The organism is Cupriavidus cauae (assembly GCF_026210475.1).
Lineage (GTDB): Bacteria > Pseudomonadota > Gammaproteobacteria > Burkholderiales > Burkholderiaceae > Cupriavidus > Cupriavidus cauae.
On sequence record NZ_CP080293.1, the window covers coordinates 643416 to 669026 of the forward strand.

A 25611-nucleotide genomic window follows, 5' to 3' on the forward strand; every position below is an offset into this window, starting at 1 on the left:
TGTCCGCGCCTTTTCCCTGTTGACTGAACCAAGATGAAACGCGTCCTGCTTTTCCTGGCGACCAACCTCGCCGTCATGATCGTGCTGAGCATCACCGCGAGCCTGCTCGGGGTGAATCGCTTCCTGACCGCCAACGGCCTGAACCTCGGCACGCTGCTCGCCTTCGCCGCGCTGATGGGCTTCGGCGGTGCCTTCATTTCGCTGCTGATGTCCAAGACCATCGCCAAATGGTCCACCGGCGCGCAGGTCATCACCCATCCGAGCACCAGCACCGAGCTGTGGCTGATGCAGACCGTCGAGAAGCTGGCGCAGCGCGCCGGCCTGCCGATGCCCGAGGTCGCCATCTACGAGGGCGAACCCAATGCCTTCGCCACCGGCGCGACCAAGAAGAGCTCGCTGGTCGCGGTGTCGACCGGCCTGCTGCAGAGCATGTCGCGCGACGAGGTCGAGGCCGTGCTGGCGCACGAGGTCGCGCACGTGGCCAATGGCGACATGGTGACGCTGACGCTGATCCAGGGCGTGGTGAACACGTTCGTGATCTTCCTCGCCCGCATCGTCGGCTACTTCGTCGACTCGATGCTGCGCCGTAACGACGAGGAGTCGAGCGGCCCCGGCATCGGCTACATGGTCACGGTGATCGTCTGCGAAATCGTGTTCGGCATCCTCGCCAGCATCATCGTTGCGGCCTTCTCGCGCCATCGCGAGTTCCGCGCCGACGCCGGCGCCGCCCGCCTGATGGGCACGCCGTCGCCGATGGTGGCCGCGCTGCGCCGCCTGGGCGGCATGGAAGCCGACGGCCTGCCGCAGAACATGCAGGCGATGGGCATCTCGGGCGGCAAGTCGTGGCTCGCGCTGTTCTCCAGCCACCCGCCGATCGAGGCCCGCATCGCGGCGCTGCAGGGCACGCGCTGAAGTCGGACTGCGGGACCGTGGGACGGCCGTCGCTCAGGCGGCGGCGTTCACCGGTTCCCGCTCCGGCGTCTGCGTTTGCGACTGCGTTTGCGTCGACTGCGCCCGGAACGCGGCGCGATAGCGTTCCGGCGTGGTCCGCAGATGGCGCAGGAAGGCCTGCCGCATGCCGTCGGCGCTGCCGAATCCCGCCATGCGCGCCACCGTCTCCAGCCGGCGCTCGCTCTGCTCGAGCATCCGCCGCGCCGCCTCGACCCGCTGCGTCTCCACATAGCGGGCAGGCGTCTGCCCTACTTGCTTCGCGAAGACCCGCGCAAAATTGCGCGGGCTCATTGCTACCCGCTCGGCCAGCGCGCCGACCGACAGGTCCGCGTCGAGATGGTCGGCGATCCATCCCTGCAAATCCCTCAGCTCCGGACTCTGCGCCGCCTGCGCCTGCAGCGCGCTGGAGAACTGCGCCTGGCTGCCCGGCCGCCGCAGGAACAGCACCAGCTCGCGTGCCACCGCCAGCGAGGTGGCGTGGCCCAGATCGTCCTCGACCAGCGCCAGCGACAGGTCCATGCCCGCGGTGACGCCGGCTGATGTGTACAGCCGCCCGGCCTGGATCCAGATCGGATCGGCATCGACCGTCACGCGCGGATGCCGCCGCGCCAGCTTCTCCGCGTGGCGCCAGTGCGTGGTGGCGCGCTGCGTATCGAGCAGCCCGGTGCGCGCCAGCACGAAGGCGCCAGTGCAGACCGCGCCCAGCCGCCGCACGTGCGGCGCCATCTCGCGCAGCCAGTGGATCAGCGCGGCGTTGTCGGCGGCCGCCGCATGGCCGGCGCCGCCCGCCAGCAACAGCGTGTCGATCGGACCGGGCAACGTCTCGGCGATGCGGTGGAACGGCGCGTCGGCCAGCAGCCGGATGCCGCTCTCGGTCCGGATCACCGCATCGTCGCTGACGCTGGCGATGCGGATCTGATAGGCCGGATTGGGCCGTCCGGACAGGCGGTTGGCCTGGCCGAACACCGCCGTGGGGCCGGTCACGTCGAGTTCCTGGGCCGGGTCCGGCGCGACGATCAGCACCACGCGCGGCGTGTCGGGGACGGAATGCAGATGGCTGGGCATGGACGTGGGCTTGGGCATGTCGGGCAAGGTTCTCGCCAGCGCGAGCGTGAAGGCCGGGATGCGGCCGATCATACCGGCGCCAGCGCCCGGCTGCGCCGCTGCCAGCCCAGCGTGATCAGCAGCGCCACGGCGAGCGCCGGCAGGGCCGCCAGGTTCACCGCATCCCAGCCGTAGTGGTGCAGGATCTGGCCCGCCGCGAGCGTCGCGACAGCGGTCAGCACCGCGGTCGAGAACTCCGCCACCGCCTGCGTCCGCGCGCGCTCCGCATCGCGATAGCTGCTGGTCAGCAACGTCGTGCCGCCGACGAACATGAAATTCCAGCCGACGCCCAGGCAAAGCAGCGCGGCGTAGAACGCGGGCAGCGAGGTCGAGGCCAGCGCGATCACGCTGGACAGCGCCGACAGCCCGATCCCGGCGATCAGCATCGCCGGATTGCCGAAGCGCTGCAGCAGCCAGCCGGACACGAAGGACGGCGCATACATGCCGACCAGATGCCATTCGATGATCTGCGCGCCCTGCGCGATCGTGTGGTTGCAGGCCACCGCGGCGATCGGCGTGGCAGTCATCACGAACATCATCACCGCGTTGCCGATGCCGTTGTTGGCGAAGGCCGCCAGGAACGCCGGCTGGCGCACGATCTCGCCCAGCGGACGCGCCGGCAATTGCGACTCGGGGTTGCTGCCGGCCGGCGGCGGAGGCGGCTCGCGATAGGCAAACGCCAGCAGCAGCACCGTCGCCACGCCGAACGCCGCGACCACGGCGTAGGAACCGGCGAATGGCAGCGGGCTCATCAGGTCGGTCGACCAGGCGGCGATGGCCGGACCGCACACCGCGGCGACCACGCCGCCGGTCAGCACGGCGGAGATCGCGCGCGGCTTGTCGGCGGCCGGCGCGGCATCGGCGGCGGCCAGCCGATAGAAGCGGGCAAAGGCCTGGAATACGCCGACCAGCGCGGTGCCGGCGCAGAAGGCCAGGAAATCGTGATGGGCGATGGCCCAGACCGAGATCAGCCCGCCCGCGGTGCAGGCGATGCCGCCCAGGCAGAAGGCCAGCCGCCGCCCCAGCCGCTCGATCAGAAAGGCCGCGGCGATCGCGGTCACCGCCGAGGCCACCGTGATCAGCGCGAAGGGCACGGTGGCCAGCGCCTTGTCGGGCGCCAGCGTGTAGCCGACCAGGCCGGTCAGCGTCAGGTCGACGGACAGGGCGGAGGTGAACAGCGCCTGGCAGATCGCCAGCACGCGGGCATGGGTCATCGGGGACATCGGCTTCATCGGGACTTTCCTCGGGATGCCCTGGCCATTCGCAGGGATGCCACCGATCTTAAAAGTCCCGCCGCCTGGCCTTCGGACAACGATCCGTGGATTTCTGCCAAAGGGCGGGGGTAGGTGCGAAGGCCGAGGGCGAAGAGCCGAGGGGCGGACGAAGGGCCGAAGGGGCGACGGCGAAGGGCCGAGGGCGCGAGGAGCGACGCGGTGAGGGAGGAGCGCCGAAAGCCCGAGGGGTGAGGGGGTGAGGGGGTGAGGGGGTGAGGGGGTGAGGGGTGAGGGGTGAGGGGTGAGGGGTGAGGGGTGAGGGGTGAGGGGTGAGGGGTGAGGGGTGAGGGGTGAGGGGTGAGGGGTGAGGGGTGAGGGGTGAGGGGTGCGGTGGTCAAGTTTTATCAGACAGTCGTTAAGGTGGTCTGGTTGAACTTGTCCTCGTAATCCTGCGGCGACTCATACCCCAGTGTCGAATGCAGACGCATGGGGTTATAGAAGCCAACGATGTACTGCATGATGTCGCGCCGGGCTTCGGCCCGGTCGGCGTAGCGGCGCTGCCACACGCGCTCCATTTTCAAGTTCAGGAAGAAGCGTTCGGCCACCGCGTTGTCCCAGCAGTCGCCCAGGCGGCTCATGCTGCAGACCATCCCGTGACGCGCCAGCAAGCTCTGGTACTCGTCGCTGGCGTACTGGCTGCCACGATCCGAATGCACGATCAGACCCGGCCCCGGCTTGCGGTGCGCAATGGCCATCTGCAACGCGCTTACCACCAGGGTGGACGGCATGGCCGCGGCCATGGACCAGCCCACGACCTTGCGGGAGTACAGGTCCAGCACCACCGCCAGGTACAGCCAGCCCTCTAGCGTGCGGATATACGTGATATCCGACACCCACGCCTGGTTGGGCGCCGCGGGTCTGAACTGTCGATCCAGCACGTTGCGCGCGACCGGCCGGTCGTGCCGGCTGTTGGTCGTTGCCACAAATTTGCGTTTCCACACCGGACGCAGATGGGCCTGACGCATCAGCGTGCGAGCGCGATACCGGCCGATCTTGACCCCTTGCCGGCTCACATCCCGCGCCACCCGCCGGCTGCCATAGGTGCGCCCGCTGGCCTCGAATGCGGCGCGCACGTACACCATCTGTCTGGTCCGCTTGGCGTCGCCACCGGGGCGGCGCAAGAACGCATAATAGCCAGCGCGGCTGACACCCAGCGCCAGGCAGGCGCGGCTCAGGGGAATGGCCTCCTTCTGCAAACCACTGACTGCGTGATACATCACTTCAGTTCGCGGGCGAAGAAGGCCGATGCCTTTTTTAGGATCAGGTTGTCCTCCTTCAGGCGCCGGTTCTCTTCCTCCAGCTGACGGATGCGTTGCTGCTCCGGCGTCAGCGGCCTACCAATCCCCTTCTCGCCCTTGAGCTCGGCGTCGTACTGGGCCAGCCAGCGCCGTACGGCCGTCTCGCCAATGGCCATCGAGTGGCACACCTCGGCCACCGACAGGCCTTGATCCCGGATCATCCGGACCACCTCCAGCTTGAAGGCAGGGTCAAATTTGCGGCGTTGCTTCATGGTTCGGTCTTTTTCCTCGTCGATCGTGATTTTCCACTTATCGACCTGTCTGAGGAAATTGAACCACCGCAGGGTGAGGGGTGAGGGGTGAGGGGTGAGGGGTGAGGGACGAGGGACGAGGGCCGCGGGTGCGAGGGGCGAGAGGTGAGGCGGCGAAAGAGCGAGGAGTGAGAAACGTGCCGCCGCCCTACTCCGCCACCCGCCCGCGCAAGGCCTTGATCTGGCTGCGCTGGGTCTTGCCCTCCAGCCGCCGCAGCTTCGACGCAAACGTCGGCCGCGTCGGACGCCGTACCGCCGGCGGCACGGCGACGCTGTCGACCAGCTCATGCAGCCGCCGCACCGCTTCATCGCGATTGAGTTCGAGGCTGCGATGCTGCTGCGCCTTGATCACGATCACGCCGTCGCGGGTGATGCGGTGGTCGTGCAATTGCAGCAGGCGCTGCTTGTGGTCCTCGGCCAGCGAGGACGCGCGGATATCGAAGCGCAGATGCACCGCGTTCGACACCTTGTTGATGTTCTGCCCGCCCGCCCCCTGGGCGCGGATCGCGGTGATCTGGTACTCGTGGTGAGGGATGGCGGCGGGCATGGTCGATCAATAGGGGCAACGCGGCAACGCGGCAATGGGGCAATGGGGCAATGGGGCAATGGGGCAATGACGGCGTGACGGCGCGCTTCAAGGTCAGGCCGGCGCGCATTGGGCAAAGTTCCGGCCAGGACGGTGGCTGGCCTTGGCAGTGAGCCCGCTACCCCCGCATCCTTGCGGTCCAGTCCTCGACCGCGCCGCTCTGGCGCCGGCGCTCGAACAGCCGCCGCCACGAGTCGACCAGCGGCAACGCCAGCACCGCGTCGAGCAGCGCGGGATCGGTCTCGCGGTCGCGTACCAGGCCGGCCAGGCGCGCCACCGACCAGTCGGCGTGCGGCCGCTCCAGCAGCACCGCGGCGTCGCCGGCCTGCAACTTGCCCGGTTCCAGCACGCGGAAATACCAGCCGATCCGCAGGCTCTGCTGCACCAGCGCCGACATGTCGTCGCGGCCGAACCGCACGTTCAGCTTCCAGCACGGTTGCCGCGGCTGCGACAGCTGCAAGGTCACCGAGCCGATCCGCCAGACGTCGCCCAGGCAGACGCCATGCTCGTCGCCGCCCGCCCAGCTCAGGTTCTCGCCGAACGCGCCGGCGCGCTCCAGCACCGGCAAGGGTCCGATGTCGTGCCGCCAGTTCGCGTAGTGTTGCCACGGATAGCAATGGACCGCCTTCTCCGGCCCGCCGTGGATGCGGCGGTCGCCCTGCTCGTCGCCGTGCAGTCCAAGCGTATGCACCGCGACGGGTGCGCCGACGGGATGCTTGTCGATCGCGCTCTGCTTGCCGGTCTTGGCTGGCATGCCGTAGGGCTTGGCGGTGCCGGTCAATACCGCGCGGATCGTGACCTGGGACGGGCTCACGGCGGACTCTCCTTGACGGTGATGGGTAGGGATCGACGCCGGTGGCGCACCGGCGGACATCGAGCCGGCAAGTGTAGCGCCGAACACCGGAACGCTGCGCGGGCGTTGAGCGCATGGGGACAGCGCAGAGTGGCAGGGCACTGCTCAGTAATCCGTCGCCCTCACCGCCGTCACGAAGCCATTCAGCGAACAGTTTGGCGCCTCGTGGAGAACGCTGCCGCGGCTCAACCCCCTCCTCAGTAGCCGGTCGCCTTCACCGCCTTCAGGAAGCCGTTCAGCGAACGGTCTGGCGTCTCGTGGAAATGGTCGTCGAGTATCCGGATCGCCCGGCAGCGATCCAGCCGGAAGCTGCGATAGTCCTCGCGCGCGGTGCACCAAGCCGCCAGCAGCCAGACATTGCCCCAGAAGAACAGGCCGAGCGGCTGCACCACGCGTTCCGTGAGTCGCTGCTGTGCGTCGCAGTAATCGAGCCGCAGCAGCCGCTGCTCGCCCATGGCGCCGTGGACGACGTCGAAGGCCTCGCGGACCTTGCTGTCGTGCATATAGGCCGGCGCGAAGACCCGGCTCTGCTGCGCCGACAGCCGGCGCGTCGGCGGCAGCGCCGCCACCAGCTTCTCCAGCGCCGGATCGGCCGCGGCGGCGAGCGCACCACCGCCCCAGGCCTTCAGCATCCGCAGGCCGGCCACCAGCGCCTCGACCTCGATGCCGGAGAACATCAACGGCGGCACGTCGAAGTCCGCCCGCAGCCGATAGCCGATCCCGGCCTCGCCCTCGATCGGCACGCCCGATATCGACAGCGCCTGGATGTCGCGATAAACCGTGCGCTCCGACACGCCGAGCCGCTGCGCCAGCAGCGCCGCCGTGGTCAGGCGGCGGCCACGCAGGACCTGGACGATCTGGAACAGTCGGTCGGCGCGGCGGCTCATTGGCGTGAGTCAGTGAGTGAGGCAGGGAGTCAGTCAGGGGAGTCAGGCCAGGGTCACACGGTCAGCGGTTGGCCGGCACGGGCTCGTGCAGGCCGATCTTGTTGCCTTCGCTGTCGATGATATGGGCGATCCGGCCGATCTCGTCCGGCAGCTCCATCGGCCCGAACACCGTCTTGCCACCGGCAGCGGCCACCCGGCCCATCAGCTCATTGAGCGCTGGCGTATGCAGATAAGGCAGGCTGCCCTCGGTACTCGGCCGAAAACCCTCGCCGGCCACCAGCGCGCCACCCGAATGGGAATGCGGAAAGATTGCCATATCGATTTCGCTCATCGTCTCGCGGCGCAGCTGCGTCTCGAATACCCGCTCGTAGAACTGCACGGCCCGGCCCATGTCGACGACGGGAATTTCCAGCCAGTTGATCAGAACGTTTTGCATGATGCCACCTCGGTGGTCGTTGAAGGAGACCGCAGTTTGCGAGGGGGCTGCTGACAGCGTGGTGTCAGGAGGATGGTGGCGGTGGGTATCCGACGGATACGCGAGAAGCGAGAAGCGGGAGGCGGGGGCGGGGGCGGGGGCGGGGGCATCGATCGCACTAAACTGGCACGACCGCGACGACATTCTGGTTTTCATCATGGCGCAGAACATCTACGACAACCCGGATTTCTTTCATGGCTACAGCCAGTTACCTCGCCAGGTGCATGGCCTTGACGGCGCTCCCGAGTGGCCGGCCATCCGGGCGATGCTCCCCGGTCTGGCAGGGAAGCGTGTCGTCGACCTCGGTTGTGGTTTCGGGTGGGCATCGAGATGGATGCGCGGGCAAGGCGCCGCATCGGTTCTTGGACTTGATATTTCCGAGAACATGCTGGCGCGGGCAAAAGCGGACACCACCGATCCCAACATCGAATATCGGATCGCGGATATCGAGACCGTCGAATTGCCAGAGGCGGCTTTTGATTTCGCCTACAGCGCGCTGGCGTTTCACTATGTCGAGGACTTCGAGCGGCTGGCCCGGATGATTTATCGCGCCCTCGCGCCAGGGGGAAGCATGGTGTTCACCATCGAACATCCGGTTTTCATGGCCGCCTCCAATCCACACTGGATGGTCGATGAGCAGGGTCGCAAGACGTGGCCGGTCAATCGTTATTCGGTCGAGGGCGAACGACGGACCGACTGGTTCGCGAAAGGCGTGTTGAAGTACCACAGGACGATCGGCACCACGCTCAATACGCTGATACGAGCAGGGTTCACGATCCGGGCCGTCGAGGAATTTGCACCGTCGGCCGAGCAAATCGAATCGAATCCCGGCCTGGAAGAAGAAATGGAACGGCCGATGATGCTTCTGGTCGCCGTAGCGCGATAGACGATCGCGCGTCGGTGCAATCCAGGTGCAGTGCAAGTGCATTGCGCCTCAAGGGCAGGACGGAGAAAAAGCGGAAAACCGTTGTGGGACTTGGCGCGCCCGGCTGGGATCGAACCAGCAACCCCTGCCTTCGGAGTCTTGGTGACGAGCCAAGACACTTTATAGTCAATGCCATGTGCGACGCGCAAACTAGGTGCAGTGGATCCGCCACCAGACACGACAAATTCGTGCCTGGGGAAGTGCTCGGCCTCAGGATCGGCTAGCACGATGGGCGCGCCACCCCGTCAGGGCCTCCCTCTTCCGGCCGACGGCTCACCAGCAGCTCCCACGCGCAAATCCGCCCATGGCATTGCGCGGTACACCGCTCGTATGCAAGTGCATGAGTAACCAACCGATGAAGTGGCGGATGAGGCGGGAAATCTTCCGCAAACCGTCGCAAGGCTATGAACTGTATGTTTGTACAGGTTTTTCTTGACGGGGGGACAGCTGATGGACAGAATGTCCGCAATTCTTCCCAGAGGCAGACATGACGACAAATGCACCCGAGTGCCTCCATATGCTCCACGAGGCGCGACGTCTATATTCGCAACGGGCTCTGGCCGAACGGCTTGAGAAAAGTGCAAAAACCATCGCTCGATGGGAACGGGGTGAAGTGCCTGTCCCGAGCCTCATTCTCCCGGCGCTGAAAGACATCTTGGCGCCGGCGGGCAATATATCCGCCACCGGCGACTTCACTTTTATCGACCTGTTCGCGGGGATCGGGGGTATCCGCCTAGGTTTTGAGGCGCACGGTGGGCGATGTGTGTTCACGAGTGAGTGGGACTCGTACAGCCAGAGGACGTATCGTGCGAACTTCCCGAACGACGATCACGAGATCGCCGGGGACATAACGAAGGTTCTCGACCCGGCTACGGAGATTCCGGACCATGATGTGCTGCTTGCCGGATTCCCCTGCCAGCCATTTTCGATCGCCGGGGTATCCAAGAAGAATGCGCTCGGACGGCCGCACGGCTTCGAGTGCACCACGCAAGGGACTCTCTTTTTCGACGTGGCGCGGATTATTGCCGCGAAACGGCCGCGGGCCTTTCTGCTGGAAAATGTCAAGAATCTTGTCAGCCATGACAAAGGGAATACGTTCCGGGTCATTTGTGAAACCCTGCGCGATGAGCTTGGGTACTCCATTGCCTGGAAGGTTATCGACGGGCAGCATTTCGTGCCGCAGCACCGGGAACGCATACTGATAGTCGGTTTCCGGGAGGATATGGGCTTCGACTGGAATGGCCTAGTACTACCCGCGTTGGAGAAGGGACCGCGCATCAGCGACATATTGCATCGGGAGGACGGTACTGAGGCCGATGTTGATAGTGGGGCCTACATCACGCCCAAAGGTACTGTACAGAAGAAGTACATCCTCACCGATCGGCTGTGGGCCTACCTGCAAGCCTACAGGGCCAAGCACGAAGCTAAAGGTAACGGGTTCGGATTTGGGATGGTGGGGCCAAACGATATCGCTCGTACGCTGTCCGCACGGTACTACAAAGATGGATCGGAAATTCTTGTTTCGCGTGGAAGGGGGCGCAATCCGCGGCGTCTTACGCCCCGCGAGTGTGCCCGACTGATGGGCTATCCAGATACGTACAGGATCCCTGTTTCCGATACGCGCGCATACAAGCAGTTTGGCAATTCCGTTGTCGTTCCACTAATCGAAGCCGTTGCAGGCCACATGAAGCCGTTTTTAATGGAACTGAAGCAACGGGACAACGAGGACGCACTTCAGCCTAGGTTGTTCGCCTGACGACGTGGATATCGTAGATCATGCTACGCGGAGCCGGATGATGTCCGGCATCCGGGGCACAAACACAAAAATTGAAGTAACGCTACGGCACGCGCTTCACAGGCGAGGTTTCCGGTACCGCCTCCATTGCAGGGATCTACCAGGCAGGCCGGACATCGTACTGCCCAAATATCAGGTTGCGATCTTTGTTCATGGGTGTTTTTGGCATGGACATACATGCGCGCTTTTCAAGACCCCGAAGACTCGAACACAATTCTGGCTGGACAAGATTGATTCCAACCGGCGTCGCGATCTAGTTGCGAGCGAACGGCTCTTGGAGAAGGGTTGGCGACTTGCCGTAATATGGGAGTGTGCGTTGCGCAGTCAGCCAGAGCATACGCTCGAACTACTGGTCGATCGCATTTCGACGTGGCTAAAGGATAGCGACGCCACGCAGCTTCTCGAGATTCCATCCCCCTCCATACAAGACAAATGAAGCACGGCTACCTTAGCGAGTATTTTGAGGCTATTGCGGCAAAGAGACTGAGTGCGGTCGAGGCGGACCCTGGCCGGAGCAATCAGCACGAATTCGATGGCGTCACACAGCTCAAGAAGATCCTTGGCCCGGCAGCGCCGAAAAAGACGTTCGTGGCAAAGTTCATATATCTCACCGACGACGACGCAGAGCCCGTCGTTTCCGATGGCTTCTTGACCTGGTACGACGCGCGCGAGCGGCATCCGAAGAGGTCGGAATGCCGGCTATATTTCCCGACGACTACGGCTTCCCAATGCTTTGCCGAAGGCGACCTACTCGTTATCGCGAAGCGGCCGGACAACACCATCCTTGTAATAGTCGCAGAGGCGGGCTCGACCATAGCAAGTCAAGTCCAGTGGTTGTGTGGCCTTTCTGAGCTTATGCATCCCGGGTTCAGCGTGAAAGGCGAGCTGGAAAGCGACCAAGTGAAGCTGGAGTTCGCATCCCGCTTCATTCTCGAACAGATTGGCATCGAAATCGAGGACACGGCCGAGGACTATCTCGACCAAATGCTAAGGCGATTCGGCGGGGCTTTCCCACGAACCGTTGAGTTCTCCGCCTTTGCACGCGAGACCCTCCCTACGGTGTCCTCGTTGGATTCTCCCGACGACGCATTGCTGGCTTGGTTCGAGCGCGAGGAAGTCCTATTCCGAACGCTCGAGCGTCATCTCATTGCCGAACGCCTGCATTCCGGTTTTGCCGGCGACAAGGTGGACGATTTCATGAGCTTCTCGCTCTCGGTGCAAAACCGGCGAAAATCGAGAGCCGGCGCCGCCCTCCAGAACCATGCTGCAGTTGTATTTCACAATCACGGTTTACGCTTTGCGACACAGGCGAGAACGGAGAACAAGTCGAAACCTGATTTCCTTTTTCCGGGTGAGGCCGAGTATCATGATCCCGCCTTCGATCCTTGTGGCCTTACAGTATTGGGCGTGAAATCTACGCTGAAAGACCGATGGAGGCAGGTATTGGCCGAGGCGAAACGTGTGCCCGCCAAGCATTTGCTCACCCTTGAACCACGTGTTTCAGAGCATCAGACGACAGAGATGCGGTCGCATCAGCTTCAGCTAGTGGTGCCGCGATCGATCCAAGGTACGTTCAGCCCAACACAACAAGCGTGGCTTATGTCTGTTGCGGACCTGATTCTCCATGTGCGCGATCAGCAGGCGCGGTTGGCCCCACGCTGACCAGCGTTTTCGCTCTCCCCCGATCTGCCGATGGTGAATTCATAACCCTGAGAAAAGGGTTTCTAGAATTTCACCGGGACCTTCTCTTGTGGCGGCCAACATGATTGCGACACTACATGCGCTTCTTCGAATCAGGAGGATCGTTTGCTAACTGGCATCAACTCCGTCGGCGACCGCACGTCCCATGGCGGTACGGTTCTGACCGGCGACGCCACCAGCACCGTCGCTGGTAAATCGATGGCAAGTGACGGCGATTTGACCGTCTGCCTCCCCGATATGCCAAGTTCTAACCACGAGCACGGCGTCGTGGCGGCGGGCGATCGAGCGTGCTGAAATCCGGGACTTCGGGCGGCACAATCTGCGGCAGACAGACATGGGCGAACTGACACGTGCAGCCGGTACGCCGCCGCAGGTGCTCAAGACGCCGGCCCGCTGGGAAACGATGGAGATGATGCACCGCTATGCGCATCTGTCGGCAGACCACTTGGCCCAGTCGGTTGCCCGGCTCGCAGAGATGCAGTCGGTGGCAGGCACCTGCGTGTAGGTGCAATTTGGGTGCAGGACCCCTGCGAAGCAGAACGGGAAAGTGCCGGACAAACCGTTGTGGGACTTGGCGCGCCCGGCTGGGATCGAACCAGCAACCCCTGCCTTCGGAGGGCAGTACTCTATCCATTGAGCTACGGGCGCACGAGATGCGGCGGGAGCCGCGCGGTCGACTGCGGCGAATGCCGCCGTCGGAAAGTCGCATAGGATACCGCGTTTGCCGTAGCGCGTCCATGCCGACGCACGTTTTCCCCGGGCCTACGGGTTTCGTCCGAGGCGCTTTTCGCGCCATCGGGAGGGGCTTTACGGCTATAATCGCCCGTTATTTGCGCAAAAGCGGGGCTGCGTCTCGTCCACACGGACGGCGCGCCAGGCGGCATGGGGTGTGGCTGTCAGGCACGGCAGACTCGGATGCGCGGAGGGGGCGGCAGTCAGGCCCAAGACACGGACCAACGAAAGGCCGCCAAGCGGAGCGGTCACGGGTTTCCTGCAAAATCGAGAGTTCAGCATGAGCGACGTCCATAACGAACACGAGTCTCCCATCAAGACCCCGAAGCAGCTGATCGCTGTGGTGATTGCCGCCTTCGTGGTGCCGATCACCGTGATCATCCTGCTGGTCAGCTTCGTCGGCTACGGTGGCCCGGAAGGCGCCGGCTCCACCGATACGGCGGAAGCGGTGGTTGACCGCATCAAGCCGGTTGCCTCGCTCGAACTGCGCGATCCCAATGCGCCGCGCGTCTTCAAGACCGGCGAACAGGTCTATACCGCCGTCTGCGCGGCCTGCCACGCCACCGGCGCGGCCGGTGCGCCCAAGTTCGGCGCGGCCGGCGACTGGAGCGCCCGTCTCGGCCAGGGCTACGACGGCCTGATGAAATCCGTGATTGCCGGCAAGGGCGCGATGCCGCCGCGCGCCGGCACCTCGCCGGACGACTTCGCCGACTACGAGCTGGCCCGCGCGATGGTGCATCTGGTCAACTCGGCTGGCGGCAAGCTGCAGGAGCCCGCCGCGCCGGCACCGGCCGCTGCGACCACCGCTGCCGCTTCGGAACCTGCCGCACCGGCGGCTGACGCTGCTGCGGCCGCTCCCGCTGCTGCGGCTCCTGCTGCCGCTGCCCCGGCAGCACCGGCCGCGCCGGCTCCGGCAGCCGCCGCACCGGCACAGACCACCGCTGCGGCGCCCGCCGCCGCTTCGGCCGAGGTCGGCAAGCGCGTCTACGATCAGGTCTGCGCCGCCTGCCACGCCGCCGGCGTCGCCGGTGCGCCGAAGGTCGGCGACAAGGCCGCCTGGGCCCCGCGCATCAAGGAAGGCATGGATGCGGTCCACAACTTCGCGCTGAAGGGCAAGGGCGTGATGCCGCCGAAGGGTGGTTACGCCGGCCCGGACGCCGACGTGATTGCCGCGGCCGACTACATGGTCAACGCGTCGAAATAAGCCCGGGGGCGCCGCGCGGCGCTCGCCTCGGCAGGACAAAAAAGCCAGCGGGATCTCGCTGGCTTTTTTTACGTCCGGAGTTCGTCGCGTTAGACCACGCGCGAGTACCCGGGCGGTCGGCACCGTCCCGGAGCGCGATGTCGGCGGCTTCCGCAGCAGCGGGTGCGCCACCGGCTTTGGCGATTTACGTCCGGCGTTCGGCTTCGCTACACCACGCGCGAGTACCGGGCGATGGGCGCCGCGCCGGAGCGGGATGTCGACGGCATCCGCTGCAGCGGGCGCGCCATCGCCCTTTCCGAATCGGGATCGGTATTGGAACCCGAAAGCGGATTCGACAAGGAGTCCGAACCCGGCCGCTCCGCGATCACCCGGTCGTCCCGCAGATAGCGATCGAACACCATCGCCACGCGCCGCACCAGCAGGCGGCCCAGCGGCGTCACCTCGATCCGCGCGTCGGACAGCCGTACCAGCCCCTGCGCGGCCAGCGACGTAAGTTCCGCCCGCTCGGCGGCAAACTCGGCGTCGAAGTCGATGCCGTGCCGGCGCGCGACCTCGGCAGTATCCAGTTCGCCATCGCACATCAGCGCACCGATGATGTCCTTGCGCACCCGGTCGTCGGCGTCGCAGACATGGCCGCGCAGCACCGGCAGCCTGCCGGCATCGAGCGCGCCGTAGTACGCGTCCAGCGTGCGGGCGTTCTGCACGTAACGGCCGGCGACCGCGCCGATCGCCGAGATGCCAAAGCCGAGCTGGTCATGGCCGGCATGGGTCGCATAGCCCTGGAAGTTGCGCTGCAGCCGTCCCTCACGCTGGGCGCGGGCGAGCGCGTCGTCGGGCCGCGCGAAGTGATCCATGCCGATATGGACATAGCCGGCCGCGGTCAGCCGCTCGATGGCCGAGACCAGGATGTCCAGCTTTTCGCCGGCCGACGGCATCGCGGCCTCGTCGATGCGACGCTGCGGCTTGAAGACGTGCGGCAGATGCGCGTAGCTGTACAGCGACAGGCGGTCGGGCCGCATTTCCAGCACCCGCTCGATGGTGGCGCCGAAGCGGGCCGCCGTCTGGTGCGGCAGGCCGTAGATCAGGTCCATGCTGATCGACAGGAAGCCGAGCCGTCGGGAGGCGGCGACCACGCGGCGCGTGTCCTGCACCGGCTGCACGCGATGGATCGCGGCCTGGACCTCGGGATCGAAGTCCTGCACGCCTAGGCTGACGCGGTTGAAGCCGAGTTCGGCGAGCAGCGTCATCCGTTCGTCGTCGACGCGGCGCGGATCGATCTCGATCGAGTGCTCGCCGTCCGGCCGCAGATCGAAGTGCCGATGCAGCGCCGCCATGACCTGCCGCATTTCCCCGGGGTCGAGGAAGGTCGGCGTACCGCCGCCCCAGTGCGATTGCACGACGGCCCGGCGCTCGTCCAGGCGGGCCGCTACCAGCGCCATCTCGCGCGCCAGGTAGCGAACGTAGCGCGCGCTGCGGCCGTGGTCGCGCGTGATGATCTTGTTGCAGCCGCAGTAGTAGCAGATGTTCTCGCAGAAGGGGATATGCAGATAGAGCGACAGCGGCGCGGCGGCTCCCCCTGCCCGGCAGTCGTCCAGCGCGGACAGATACGCCTCGTCGCCGAACCCCGCATCGAAGCGGTCGGCGGTCGGATACGAGGTGTAGCGCGGCCCGTTCACGTCGATGCGTTCGGCGAGCGCGCGGAAATCGGCGAGATCGCCGCGGCGGATGGCGGCATGCTGAGCGGCTGGGGAAGCGGCTTCGGCAGGGACTTCGGGAACGGCTTCGGAAGCGACTTCGGAAGCGAAATGCGGAACGGTCGTTGCCATCGGCGGCCTTCTGAGGAATCCGCTTCGATGCTAGCCAGACCAGCGTGCGCAGGACTTGATCGACATCAAGGGCCGGCGATTCGGCTGTTCTCTCGGCGCTTCGGCGCCACGCGCCTGCCCTCCAGTCCTATCGCCAATCCGCTACCGTAGCAGCCCGATGTTGCACGGCCTTGGCCGCTTTGTATCGGCGCTGATACGAAGGGCCGGGCGCACCCGGCACTGCGCCTCAGCCCCCTCAGCCCCCTCAGCCCCCTCAGCCCCCTCAGCCGCTTCAGCCGGTAGTGGCCTTGGTGCCGAGCAGCGCCTTCAGGCCCGCCAGTCGGTCCTTCGGGCTCATCGCCGGCGTCTCGTCCTTCGGTGCCGGGGCCTCCTCGAGCTTCATCTCGCCGATGAAGCGCGACGGCTGGCACGAGTAGGTGTCCCGCGCGCGCTTGCGCTTCTTGCACCAGCTGATATGCAGGCTGCGCTGCGCGCGCGTGATGCCGACATACATCAGGCGGCGCTCTTCCTCGATCTTCTCGTCGCTCAGGTCCTCGTCCTCGCGGCAATGCGGCAGGATGCCCTCCTCCACACCGACCAGGAACACGTGCGGATACTCGAGGCCCTTGGACGCGTGCAGCGTCGACAGCCGCACCGCGTCGGGATCTTCGTCGCGGCCTTCCAGCATGCTCATCAGCGCGACGGTCTGCGTCAGCTCGAGGAGGTTCTTGCCTTCGTCGCCGAAGCCGTCGGCGGTGTCGAAGCCGGTCGCCTCGCCGTCGGCCGCCTCCGGCTTGGTGCCCTTGTGCTTGAGCCAGTCGAGGAACTCCAGCGTATTGGTCCATTTGGCCTGGGCCTGACGCTCGTCGAAGGTGTCGTACAGATAGGCTTCGTAGTGGATGCCTTCCATCAGGTCGTCGAGCACCTCGGTGGCCGGGTCGCGCGCGGCGCGGTCCGCCAGCCGCACCATCGCCTCGCAGAAGGTGCGCAGGGGCTCGAGCTGGCGCGGCTGCAGCTTGCCTTCGATGCCGCCCATCATCGCCGCCTCGAACAGCGAGACCTTGGCCTGGCCGGCGAAGGTCCCCAGCACTTCCAGCGTGGTATTGCCGACGCCGCGCCGCGGCGTGGTGACCGCGCGGATGAAGGCGGGATCGTCGTCCGGATTGGCGATCAGCCGCAGATAGGCGCAGATGTCCTTGATCTCGGCCTTGTCGAAGAAGCTCTGCCCGCCGGACAGCACATACGGGATGCGCTCGCGGCGCAGGATCTGCTCGAACAGCCGCGCCTGGTGATTGCCGCGATAGAGGATCGCGTAGTCGCGGAACTGCGCGCGCCGCTCGAACTTGTGCGCCGACAGCTTGAACACCACCGACTCGGCCTCGTGCTCCTCGTCGTTCATCTGCGTCACGGAGATCGGGTCGCCCATGCCGTGCTCGCTCCACAGCGTCTTGTCGAACAGCTTGGGGTTGTTGGCGATGACCGCGTTGGCCGCCTGCAGGATGCGCACCGTGGAGCGATAGTTCTGCTCCAGCTTGATGACCTTCAGGTTCGGAAAGTCGGTCTGCAGCAGGCGCAGATTGTCCAGCGTGGCGCCGCGCCAGCCGTAGATCGCCTGGTCGTCGTCACCGACCGCGGTGAATGCCGGCGCGCGCAGATGCGAGCCGCCGGCCAGCAGCTTCAGCAGCTGGTACTGGCAGGCGTTGGTGTCCTGGTATTCGTCGACCAGGAAATAGCGCAGCCGGTTCTGCCACTTGAGCCGCACGGTTTCGTCGCGGGCGAACAGCTCGGCCGGCAGACGGATCAGGTCGTCGAAGTCGACCGCCTGGTAGGCCGCCAGCGTGGCGACGTAGTTGCGGTAGATCAGCGCGGCCTGGTGCTGGTCGGCATCGGTGGCCTCGGCGATCGCGGTTTCCGGATCGACCATGCCGTTTTTCCACAGCGAGATCGTGCTCTGCACGCTGCGGATCAGCTTCTTGTCGGTGGTCGCCAGCTGTTCCTGGATCAGGCCGAAGCAGTCGTCGGCGTCCATGATCGAGAACTGCGGCTTCAGGCCCAGGTGCTCCGCCTCGGCGCGCAGGATCTGCACGCCGAGCGAGTGGAAGGTACAGACGGTCAGCTGGCGCAGCGGAATGCGCCTGCCGTCGCGGGTCTTGCCCTCCATCAGCTTGGCGATCCGCTCCTGCATCTCCTTGGCGGCCTTGTTGGTGAAGGTCACCGCGGCGATATGGCGGGGCTCGAAGCCCTTGTCCTCGATCAGATGCGCGATCTTCTGCGTGATCACCCGGGTCTTGCCCGAGCCCGCGCCGGCGAGCACCAGGCAGGGGCCGTCCAGATAGCGGACGGCTTCGGATTGGGCGGCGTTCAGTCCGTGGGTCATCGGTCGGGGATCGGAGGTCGGGTACAGCCGGAGGTCGTACGGCATCGCAAGGGACGCGGGCCGCAGGCGCGACGCGTTGGGGGACGGGTCGCGAATGGGTCGAAGCCGGCGATGTTAACACGGGGGCGGGTCCGGCCGAGGCTGCGGAACCGACTCCTGCGACGCGCCGCTCTCGCGTTGACAGCCGCCAAGGCTGCGGTTAGAGTCGCGCCATCCGTCCGGGAGAGCGCGCGACTGTATCGTCATTCGCGCCGCCGAAGGGGAATCACCCGAAAACTCTCAGGCACCATGGACCGGGCGGATCGGCATGCAGCATGCACACGATGTATGCCGAACTCTGGAGAGCGACACCCGTCATTCATCAGCTGGATGATGAGCGTGTCCACCGAAGGGGCGCGCGGCGAGGCCAGTCAGTCCGACGAGGACGGCAAGCCGGGCCGTAATCTCTCAGGTATCGAGGACAGAGGGGGTCATCCGTCGCGACGGTTCGCACCGAGCCGCGCGACGGATGACCCTTTTTTTGTTTGGCGCGCCGCGCGCGCCGGACCGAACGATGCCACGCTCCGAGGAATTCATGACGCTCCAGGCCACGCCCCTCAACGCCATCCACCGCGCCCTCGGCGCCCGCATGGTCGATTTCGGCGGATGGGACATGCCGGTCAACTACGGCTCGCAGATCGAGGAACACCACGCGGTGCGCAGCGATGCGGGCATGTTCGACGTCTCGCACATGTGCGTCGTCGACCTCGCCGGCCCCAATACCCGCGCCTTCCTGCGCGGACTGCTCGCCAACAACGTCGACAAGCTGCAAACCCCGGGCAAGGCGCTGTATTCCTGCATGCTCGACCCGAACGGCGGCGTGATCGACGACCTGATCGTCTACTTCTTCGCCGAGGACCGCTTCCGCCTGGTGGTCAACGCCAGCACCGCGACCGGCGATATCGACTGGATCCGCCAGCGCAACGCCGACACCGGCGCCGGCGTGACGATCACCCCGCGCCGTACCGATAACGCCGCCGAGGGCTCGGCGCCGCTGGCCATCGTCGCGGTGCAGGGCCCGAATGCGCGTGCCAAGGTCTGGAGCGCATTCCCGTCGACCCAGCCCAGCGAATCGCTCAAGCCCTTCAACGCGATGGTGGTCGAGGACCCCGCGATCGGCGAAATCATGGTGGCCCGCACCGGCTACACCGGCGAGGACGGTTTCGAGCTGGTGGTGCCGGCCGACAACGTCGCCGCGGTCTGGGAAAAGCTGCATGCCGCCGGCGTGCGCCCCGCCGGCCTCGGCGCACGCGACACGCTGCGCCTCGAAGCCGGCATGAATCTGTACGGCCAGGACATGGACATCCACACCTCGCCGCTCGACGCGGGCCTGGCCTGGACGGTCGACTTGCAGAGCGAGCGCGATTTCGTCGGCAAGGCCGCGCTGGTGGCCAACGGCCAGCGCCAGCAGTTCGCCGGCCTGATCCTGCGGGACAAGGGCGGCGTGCTGCGCGCGCACCAGACCGTGCTGACCGCCGCCGGCGAGGGCGAGATCACGTCGGGCACCTTCAGCCCGACGCTGTCCCAATCGATCGCCTTCGCGCGCCTGCCCAAGGATGTGGCGCTCGGCAGCGAAGTCCAGGTGCTGATCCGCGACCGCAAACTGACTGCGACTGTGGTTAAACTGCCGTTTGTGCGCAATGGCAAGGCACTCGTGAGCTGACAGCTCGCATCGGACATCGTCCACCCGGTCACGCTGCGCCCCGCGGCCCCCTTCATCCCGATGGCACGCGGCGGCGCGACACAAGAATCTGAAATTGGAGAATCTCGATGAATTTCCCCGCTGACCTGAAGTACACCGAGTCGCACGAATGGGTGCGCGTCGAAACCGACGGCACGCTGACGATCGGCATCACCGATCACGCGCAGGATGCGCTCGGCGACATCGTCTTCCTGGAACTGCCCGAGGTCGGCAAGACGGTCGGCGCCGGCGACGCGCTGGCCGTGGTCGAATCGGTCAAGGCCGCGTCGGACATCTACGCGCCGGTGGCCGGCGAGGTGGTCGCCGTCAACGACGCTGTCAAGGACGCGCCCGAGAGCGTCAACGCCAACGCCTTCGACGCCTGGCTGTTCAAGATCAAGCCCGCCAACAGCGACGACGTCAACGGCCTGATGACGGCCGACGCCTACAAGGCCAGCGTCGGCGCCTGAGCCCGGCGCCCCGCCCGCGGCGCCGGGGGCCATGGCTGACCACCATGTCCCGGCCCGCCTCTCCGAGTCACTTGCCATGAACGCTCCCCTGCCCATGAACGCCGCTCAATCCGCTCGCCCTTCGCTGGCTGAACTCGAAGCTCGCGACGCCTTCTCCCACCGCCATATCGGTCCCGACGCCGCCGAACAGCAGCACATGCTGAAGGTGCTGGGCTACGACAGCCGCGCCGCGCTGATGGATGCCATCATCCCGGCCGCGATCCGCCGCCGCGACGGCATGCCGCTGGGCGAATTCACCGAGCCGCTGACCGAGGAAGCCGCGCTGGCCAAGCTGCGCGGCATCGCCGGCAAGAACAAGGTGTTCAAGAGCTTCATCGGCCAGGGCTACTACAACACGCTGACGCCGGGCGTGATCCTGCGCAATATCTTCGAGAACCCGGCCTGGTACACCGCGTACACGCCGTACCAGCCGGAGATCTCGCAGGGCCGCCTGGAAGCGATGTTGAACTTCCAGCAGATGGTCACCGACCTGACCGGCCTCGATATCGCCAATGCGTCGATGCTCGACGAAGGCACGGCCGCGGCCGAGGCGATGACGCTGCTGCAGCGCGTGAACAAGCACGCGTCGAATACCTTCTATGTGGCCGACGACGTGCTGCCGCAGACGATCGAAGTGGTGCGCACGCGCGCGCTGCCGCTCGGCATCGAGGTCAAGGTCGGTCCCGCCGCCGACGCGGCGCAGGCGCATGCCTTCGGCGTGCTGCTGCAATACCCGGGCGTCAACGGCGACGTGGCGGACTACCGCGCGATCGCCGATGCGGTCCACGCGGCCGGCGGCCTGGTGGTCGCCGCGGCGGACCTGCTGGCGCTGACGCTGCTCACCGCGCCCGGCGAATGGGGCGCCGACGTGGCCGTCGGCAATTCGCAGCGCTTCGGCGTGCCGCTCGGCTTCGGCGGCCCGCACGCCGGCTATATGGCCGTCAAGGACGCCTACAAGCGCTCGATGCCGGGCCGCCTGGTGGGCGTCACCGTCGACGCGCAGGGCAACCCGGCCTACCGGCTCGCGCTGCAGACGCGCGAGCAGCATATCCGCCGCGAAAAGGCGACCTCGAACATCTGTACCGCGCAGGTGCTGCTGGCCGTCATGGCGTCGATGTACGCGGTCTACCACGGTCCGCAGGGCCTGAAGCGCATCGCGCAACGCGTGCATCGCCTGACCGCGACCCTGGCCGGCGGCCTGCAGGCGCTGGGCTACGCGCGCAGCAATGCGACCTTCTTCGACACGCTGACGATCGAGACCGGCGCCGCCACCGAGGCGATCCACGCCGCGGCCACCGCGCGCCGCATCAATCTGCGCCGCGCCGGTGCGACGCACGTCGGCATCTCGCTGGACGAGACCACCACCCGCGACGATGTGGTCGCGCTGTGGGAGATCTTCGCGCAGGGCAAGCCGGTGCCGGCCTTCGACGCACTGGAAGCGGCGGCCGATGACGGCTATCCGGCCGCGCTGTCGCGCCAGAGCGCCTACCTGACGCATCCGGTCTTCAACACGCATCACGCCGAGCACGAGATGCTGCGCTATCTGCGCATGCTGGCCGACAAGGACCTGGCACTCGATCGCACGATGATCCCGCTGGGCTCCTGCACGATGAAGCTCAACGCGACCAGCGAGATGATTCCGGTCACCTGGCCCGAGTTTTCGAGCATCCATCCGTTCGCGCCGGACGACCAGACCGTCGGCTACCGCGAAATGATCGCCCAGCTCGAGGCGATGCTGTGCGCGGCCACCGGCTACGCCGCCGTCAGCCTGCAGCCGAACGCCGGCTCGCAAGGCGAGTACGCGGGCCTGCAGATCATCCACGCCTACCACGCGAGCCGCGGCGAGAGCCATCGCAATATCTGCCTGATCCCGTCGTCGGCGCACGGCACCAATCCGGCGTCCGCGCAGATGGCCGGCATGCAGGTGGTGGTGGTGGCCTGCGACGAGGACGGCAACGTCGATCTGGCCGACCTGGAGAAGAAGGCCGCGCAGCACAGCAAGAACCTGGCGGCGATCATGATCACCTATCCGTCCACGCACGGCGTGTTCGAGGAAGGCGTGCAGCGCATCTGCGAGATCGTGCACAGCCACGGCGGGCAGGTCTATGTCGACGGCGCCAACATGAACGCAATGGTGGGCACCGCGGCGCCGGGGCAGTTCGGCGGCGACGTGTCGCACCTGAACCTGCACAAGACCTTCTGCATTCCGCACGGCGGCGGCGGCCCGGGCGTCGGTCCGGTCGCGGTCGGCGCGCATCTGGCGCCGTTCCTGCCGAACCACGCCAGCAGCGGCTACCGCCGCGCGGCAGACGGCATCGGCGCGATCTCGGCCGCGCCCTACGGCTCGGCCAGCATCCTGCCGATTTCGTGGATGTATATCGCGATGATGGGCGCGCGCGGCCTGACGGCGGCCACCGAGAACGCGATCCTGGCGGCCAACTACGTCGCCAAGCGGCTGTCGGACTACTACCCGGTACTGTACACGGGCGGCAACGGCCATATCGCGCACGAGTGCATTCTCGACCTGCGTCCGATCCAGAAGGCGACCGGCATCAGCAACGAGGATGTCGCCAAGCGGCTGATGGACTATGGCTTCCATGCGCCGACCATGAGCTTCCCGGTGCCGGGCACGCTGATGATCGAGCCGACCGAGAGCGAGGCGCTGCACGAGCTGGACCGCTTCATCGACGCGATGATCGCGATCCGCAAGGAAATCGCCCGTGTCGAGGACGGCAGCTTCGACCGCGAGGACAACCCGCTGAAGAACGCGCCGCACACCGCCGCGGTCATCACTGCCAATGAGTGGAACCACAAGTACACTCGTGAGGAAGCCGCCTATCCGGTCGCCTCGCTGCGGACGCAGAAGTACTGGCCGCCGGTCGGCCGTGCCGACAACGTCTACGGCGATCGCAACCTGTTCTGCTCGTGCGTGCCGATGAGCGCGTACGAGGAGTAAGCAGGCAGTCCGCGGGCAGTCGGCACATAGTCGGCGGGCACTGCGGGCGATCCCGGCACGGCGGCTCCATCGCCGCCCGGACGCGGTTCCGCGTCCGGGCCTGAGTTCCCGGCATTCGCGCCGGGGCTGTCATCGGTAAGGAGACTGTCGATGTGGGAGATGAGCGCACCGTGGTGGGAATTTATCGTCCGAGGACTGATCGTCTATTTCGCGCTGCTGATCATGATGCGGCTGGGCGGCAAGCGGCAGATCGGACAGATGACCCCGTTCGATCTGATCCTGCTGCTGATCCTGTCCGAAGGCGTGCAGAACGCCATGGTCGGCGATGACAAGTCGGTATCCGCAGGCCTGATCCTCGCCGCCACGCTGATCGGCATCAACGTGCTGGTCAGCTGGCTCAGCTGGCGCAGCCGCAAGTTCGAGTACGCGGTCGAGGGCCACCCCCAGCTGCTGATCCGCCATGGCAAGGTGATCGACAAGGTCATGCACGGCGCGCGGCTGACCAGCGACGATCTGATGAAGGTATTGCGGCGCGAGGGCTGCGCCAGCCTGGACGACGTCTATATCGCGATCCTGGAGAACGACGGCGCCATCAGCGTGCTCAAGCGCAAGGAACTGCCGGAGGAACCGCCCGGCCCCGGCGTCTCGTTGTGGGAACGCCCCGAGGACGATCGGCCGGTCTAGCCCGTATCGCGCCTGGCCGGACGGCAAGCCGCGGCGGAAGCCGGCAAACCGCCGGCAAACGATAGGAGACCAACGTGGCTGTCAGCGTATTCGACCTGTTCAAGGTCGGCATCGGGCCGTCCAGCTCGCATACGGTGGGACCGATGCGTGCGGCCGGCATGTTCGCGCATGGACTGGAGCGCGACGGCCTGCTGCCGCAGGTGGCCAGCGTGCGGGTCGAGCTGTACGGCTCGCTCGGCGCGACCGGCAAGGGGCACGGCACCGACAAGGGCGTGATTCTCGGCCTGCTCGGCGAGGCGCCCGATACCATCGATCCGGACACCATCGACGCCAGGCTGGCAGCGCTGCGCGCTTCGCGCACGCTGTCCCTGCTCGGCAAGCATCCGATTCCCTTCGTCGAAAAGGAACATATCGCGTTCTACCGGCGCGAAGCGCTGGCCGAGCATCCGAACGGCATGAAATTCCATGCCTTCGATGCCGCCGGCGCGACGCTGCGCGAAGGCCGCTATCTGTCGGTAGGCGGCGGCTTCGTCGTCAGCGCGGGCGCGGCCAACACGCAGGTGCTGGAAGCCGACCGGCAGCTGCCGCATCCCTTCCGCAGCGGCCGCGCGATGCTCGACATGGCCAGCAGCAGCGGCAAGTCGATCGCGCAGCTGATGCTCGAAAACGAATGCACCCGGCGCAGCGAAGCCGATGTGCGCGCCGGCCTGCTGCATATCTGGCAGGTGATGCAGGCCTGCGTCGCGCGCGGCTGCCGCACCGATGGCGAGCTGCCGGGCCCGTTCAAGGTCAAGCGGCGCGCGCCGGAGCTGTACCGCAATCTGACCGAGCGCGCCGAACGGACGCTGTCCGACCCGTTGTCGGTGATGGACTGGGTCAACCTCTATGCGATGGCCGTCAACGAGGAGAACGCGGCCGGTGGCCGCGTGGTGACCGCGCCGACCAATGGCGCGGCGGGCATCATCCCGGCCGTGCTGCATTACTACGATCGCTTCGTGCCCGGTGCGAACGAGCGCGGCGTGATCGACTTCCTGCTGACGGCCGGCGCGATCGGTCTGCTGTACAAGCTGAACGCGTCGATCTCCGGCGCCGAAGTCGGTTGCCAGGGCGAGGTTGGCGTCGCGTGTTCGATGGCAGCGGGCGCGCTGGCGGCCGTGCTCGGCGGCACGCCGGAGCAGGTCGAGAATGCCGCGGAAATCGGCATGGAACACAACCTGGGGCTGACCTGCGATCCGGTCGGCGGGCTGGTGCAGATTCCCTGCATCGAGCGCAATGCGATGGCCTCGGTCAAGGCGGTCAACGCCGCGCGCATGGCCTTGCGCGGCGACGGCAATCACTATGTCTCGCTCGATTCGGTGATCAAGACCATGCGCGAGACCGGTGCCGACATGAAGACCAAGTACAAGGAAACGGCGCGCGGCGGGCTCGCCGTCAATATCGTCGAGTGCTGAAGCTCGAACACTAAAGTAGCACGCACTTTTGTGGAATCTCGCGGCCCTTCGGCGCGGCATTCTCCCGGCACCG

General features: G+C 66.1%; 22 protein-coding genes, 1 tRNA gene and 2 riboswitches. Of the genes, 13 read left to right on the top strand and 10 right to left on the bottom strand.

Features of this window, described 5'->3' with window-relative positions; translation table 11 throughout:
- Window positions 1-33: 33 nt before the first annotated feature.
- Window positions 34-912, top strand: a complete 879-nt coding sequence (gene htpX / locus KZ686_RS02990) for a protease HtpX (protein ID WP_149317504.1) — start codon at window positions 34-36, stop codon at window positions 910-912.
- Between the two features lie 33 nt (window positions 913-945).
- On the opposite strand, the gene KZ686_RS02995 is transcribed toward htpX, so the two are convergent.
- The 7 genes from KZ686_RS02995 to KZ686_RS03025 all read right to left on the bottom strand — a co-directional run bounded on the left by KZ686_RS02995 (window position 946) and on the right by KZ686_RS03025 (window position 7640).
- Entirely contained in the window at window positions 946-2016 is a 1071-nt protein-coding gene (locus KZ686_RS02995) for a GlxA family transcriptional regulator (RefSeq protein WP_265633393.1), read from the bottom strand.
- Window positions 2017-2084: 68 nt separating this feature from the next.
- The gene (locus KZ686_RS03000; protein WP_265632977.1) at window positions 2085-3287 is read right to left on the bottom strand and encodes an MFS transporter; all 1203 of its coding nucleotides are present in this window, start codon (window positions 3285-3287) and stop codon (window positions 2085-2087) included.
- A gap of 386 nt (window positions 3288-3673) precedes the next feature.
- A protein-coding gene (locus KZ686_RS03005) for an IS3 family transposase (protein WP_390885778.1) occupies window positions 3674-4863 on the bottom strand; the annotation gives its coding sequence in 2 pieces (ribosomal slippage) (window positions 3674-4575 and window positions 4575-4863; 1191 coding nt in all).
- Between the two features lie 163 nt (window positions 4864-5026).
- A complete protein-coding gene (arfB, locus tag KZ686_RS03010; protein WP_149317503.1) occupies window positions 5027-5425 on the bottom strand; it encodes an alternative ribosome rescue aminoacyl-tRNA hydrolase ArfB in 399 nt (132 codons plus the stop codon).
- A gap of 157 nt (window positions 5426-5582) precedes the next feature.
- Window positions 5583-6278, bottom strand: coding sequence for an MOSC domain-containing protein (locus KZ686_RS03015; protein ID WP_265632978.1), 696 nt, complete (start codon window positions 6276-6278; stop codon window positions 5583-5585).
- Between the two features lie 236 nt (window positions 6279-6514).
- Window positions 6515-7204, bottom strand: coding sequence for a helix-turn-helix transcriptional regulator (locus KZ686_RS03020; RefSeq protein WP_265632979.1), 690 nt, complete (start codon window positions 7202-7204; stop codon window positions 6515-6517).
- A 61-nt stretch (window positions 7205-7265) separates the two neighbouring features.
- Complete coding sequence (locus tag KZ686_RS03025; RefSeq protein WP_265633394.1) at window positions 7266-7640, bottom strand: VOC family protein; 375 nt, start codon at window positions 7638-7640, stop codon at window positions 7266-7268.
- Between the two features lie 196 nt (window positions 7641-7836).
- Between KZ686_RS03025 and KZ686_RS03030 the strand changes: the two genes are divergently transcribed.
- The 6 genes from KZ686_RS03030 (at window position 7837) to KZ686_RS03055 (ending at window position 12605) form a co-directional block, all read left to right on the top strand.
- Entirely contained in the window at window positions 7837-8565 is a 729-nt protein-coding gene (locus KZ686_RS03030; protein ID WP_265632980.1) for a class I SAM-dependent methyltransferase, read from the top strand.
- A 526-nt stretch (window positions 8566-9091) separates the two neighbouring features.
- Complete coding sequence (dcm, locus tag KZ686_RS03035; protein WP_226107773.1) at window positions 9092-10360, top strand: DNA (cytosine-5-)-methyltransferase; 1269 nt, start codon at window positions 9092-9094, stop codon at window positions 10358-10360.
- A gap of 4 nt (window positions 10361-10364) precedes the next feature.
- Window positions 10365-10835 (top strand): very short patch repair endonuclease, encoded by a 471-nt coding sequence (locus KZ686_RS03040; protein ID WP_226107775.1) that lies wholly within the window; start codon window positions 10365-10367, stop codon window positions 10833-10835.
- Window positions 10832-12061 (top strand): type II restriction endonuclease, encoded by a 1230-nt coding sequence (locus KZ686_RS03045; RefSeq protein ID WP_226107777.1) that lies wholly within the window; start codon window positions 10832-10834, stop codon window positions 12059-12061. Before KZ686_RS03040 ends, KZ686_RS03045 begins: the two co-directional genes overlap by 4 nt.
- Before the next feature lie 144 nt (window positions 12062-12205).
- Window positions 12206-12394 (top strand): PAAR domain-containing protein, encoded by a 189-nt coding sequence (locus KZ686_RS03050; RefSeq protein WP_226107779.1) that lies wholly within the window; start codon window positions 12206-12208, stop codon window positions 12392-12394.
- Between the two features lie 40 nt (window positions 12395-12434).
- A complete protein-coding gene (locus tag KZ686_RS03055; protein WP_226107781.1) occupies window positions 12435-12605 on the top strand; it encodes a hypothetical protein in 171 nt (56 codons plus the stop codon).
- Window positions 12606-12672: 67 nt separating this feature from the next.
- On the opposite strand, the gene KZ686_RS03060 is transcribed toward KZ686_RS03055, so the two are convergent.
- Window positions 12673-12748 (bottom strand) — tRNA-Arg (locus KZ686_RS03060).
- Between the two features lie 364 nt (window positions 12749-13112).
- Here KZ686_RS03060 and KZ686_RS03065 point away from each other — a divergent pair.
- A complete protein-coding gene (locus tag KZ686_RS03065) occupies window positions 13113-14036 on the top strand; it encodes a c-type cytochrome (RefSeq protein WP_149317500.1) in 924 nt (307 codons plus the stop codon).
- Window positions 14037-14242: 206 nt separating this feature from the next.
- Here KZ686_RS03065 and hemN read toward each other — a convergent pair whose 3' ends face one another.
- Together hemN and KZ686_RS03075 are read right to left on the bottom strand one after the other, a co-directional pair.
- A complete protein-coding gene (gene hemN, locus KZ686_RS03070) occupies window positions 14243-15862 on the bottom strand; it encodes an oxygen-independent coproporphyrinogen III oxidase (RefSeq protein ID WP_265632981.1) in 1620 nt (539 codons plus the stop codon).
- Between the two features lie 271 nt (window positions 15863-16133).
- A complete protein-coding gene (locus tag KZ686_RS03075) occupies window positions 16134-18218 on the bottom strand; it encodes a UvrD-helicase domain-containing protein (protein WP_265632982.1) in 2085 nt (694 codons plus the stop codon).
- A gap of 209 nt (window positions 18219-18427) precedes the next feature.
- Window positions 18428-18524, top strand: a riboswitch (glycine riboswitch).
- Between the two features lie 21 nt (window positions 18525-18545).
- Window positions 18546-18692, top strand: a riboswitch (glycine riboswitch).
- A 100-nt stretch (window positions 18693-18792) separates the two neighbouring features.
- Here KZ686_RS03075 and gcvT point away from each other — a divergent pair.
- From gcvT to KZ686_RS03100, 5 genes are all read left to right on the top strand, one after another.
- Complete coding sequence (gene gcvT, locus KZ686_RS03080) at window positions 18793-19920, top strand: glycine cleavage system aminomethyltransferase GcvT (protein WP_265633395.1); 1128 nt, start codon at window positions 18793-18795, stop codon at window positions 19918-19920.
- Between the two features lie 107 nt (window positions 19921-20027).
- Window positions 20028-20408 carry a glycine cleavage system protein GcvH gene (gene gcvH, locus KZ686_RS03085; protein ID WP_149317496.1) on the top strand — a complete coding sequence of 127 codons (381 nt, stop codon included), beginning with the start codon at window positions 20028-20030 and terminating at the stop codon, window positions 20406-20408.
- Between the two features lie 76 nt (window positions 20409-20484).
- On the top strand, window positions 20485-23403 hold the full coding sequence (gene gcvP / locus KZ686_RS03090) for an aminomethyl-transferring glycine dehydrogenase (protein WP_265632983.1): 2919 nt from the start codon (window positions 20485-20487) through the stop codon (window positions 23401-23403).
- Window positions 23404-23553: 150 nt separating this feature from the next.
- Complete coding sequence (locus KZ686_RS03095) at window positions 23554-24087, top strand: DUF421 domain-containing protein (protein ID WP_149317494.1); 534 nt, start codon at window positions 23554-23556, stop codon at window positions 24085-24087.
- 74 nt (window positions 24088-24161) lie between these two features.
- A complete protein-coding gene (locus KZ686_RS03100) occupies window positions 24162-25538 on the top strand; it encodes an L-serine ammonia-lyase (RefSeq protein ID WP_265632984.1) in 1377 nt (458 codons plus the stop codon).
- Window positions 25539-25611: the final 73 nt, after the last annotated feature.